General features: G+C 70.9%; 1 protein-coding gene. It reads right to left on the bottom strand.

Features of this window, described 5'->3' with window-relative positions:
• Window positions 1-24 precede the first annotated feature (24 nt).
• Window positions 25-1,149: an ISAs1 family transposase gene (locus I3F54_RS31840; RefSeq protein WP_275677185.1), complete on the bottom strand. Its 1,125-nt coding sequence runs from the start codon at window positions 1,147-1,149 to the stop codon at window positions 25-27.
• Window positions 1,150-1,285: the final 136 nt, after the last annotated feature.

The following is a 1,285-nucleotide window of genomic DNA, read 5'->3' on the forward strand; positions in this document are numbered from 1 at the left end:
CCAGGGGCCCGGCAAAGTCGTTGGTCATCCGGTCAGGAGAAGGTTGATGGGGCGGTCGGTGTCGCGGGCGTGATGGCGTAGGGCGGCGGCGATGTTGTGGTGGCCGTGGAGGCGGAGGAGGGTGATCGCGGTGTTGCGGAGGCCGGCCATGACGCGCGGTGCGTTGCCGGTGCGGACCTGGGAGCGATCCTCGTCGAAGGTGACGTCGCGGACCCAGTGCAGTCGGTTCTCGATCTCCCAGTGCGACTGCACCCATGCGGCCAGGACCTCTGCGGGCGCGGTGCGGGCGTCCGCGCTGGTGACCAGGTAGATGATCTCGACGGTTCGCTTGCCCTTGCGGGTGACGGTGCGTCGCAGCTGGGCGACCTGCGCGGCTCCGGTGAAGTCGATCCAGGCGGGGACGTCGACGGCCTTGACCGTGCGGGTGGCGCGGCGTCCGTGGCCCCGGTCAGTCCTGCTGGCTGCGGGTATCCGGGCCCAGGGCAGGGCCTTCAGCCGGGCGTACAAGGTCTTCTGATTGGCCTTCACGGTCAGGACGTAGTCGGCACCGGCCTCGATGACGAGGGTCGCGGTGTCGTGCTGGGTGTGGAGCGCGTCCATCGTGACCACCGCTCCGTCCAGGTCAAGGACTCCCAGCAGGTCCCGGGCCGCGGGGATCTCGTTGCTCTTCTCCCGCACGGCGACCTGGCCGAGCACCGCTCCCGAGCCGTGGGCGAGCGCGGCCACCAGATGCGGGGCCGCGGCGTCACCGTCGCGTGCGCCCCGCACGGTCTTGCCATCGATCGCGATCACCCGGCGGCCCGCGACCCGTGCGCTCCTTGTCGCTGCCCATGCCCCCAGGAGGGTGTCGAGACGGTCCGCGTCGAGCCGCGCGAACAGGCGCCGCAGCGTCGACTCGTCCATCGCGCCCCGCTCCAGACCCAGCCGCCTCAAGGCCACCGCCCCGGCGTCCTGGGCCCACTCGCCGATCGCTGTGAACCCCCTGGCCCCGGCCACCACCGCACACACCGCAACCGCGATCAGGGCCGCCGCCGGATGACGAACCCCACGCCGCCGACGCGGATCAGGCATCCGCCCCAACACCTCGACGAGCAGTTCTTGATCCGGGACGGGAGTGCGGACAGGCGCGGGGATGCGAGACGATGACATGGCGCGGGCGTTGTTCCCTCGGGCGGACGGACGGCGTAGGAACCTCCATCCAACCCGACCGGAACACGCCCGCGTACATCAACCACCGGCAAAGCCCCACGTCACAGCACCATCAGACGACTTTGCCGGAGCCCTG

Source organism: Streptomyces sp. MUM 2J, assembly GCF_022414535.1.
In the GTDB taxonomy this organism is placed as follows: Bacteria; Actinomycetota; Actinomycetes; order Streptomycetales; family Streptomycetaceae; genus Streptomyces.

Bases quoted from the DNA above. Each gene is read 5' to 3' on its own strand.
- I3F54_RS31840 (WP_275677185.1), bottom strand. From the start codon at position 1,149: ATGTCATCGTCTCGCATCCCCGCGCCTGTCCGCACTCCCGTCCCGGAT.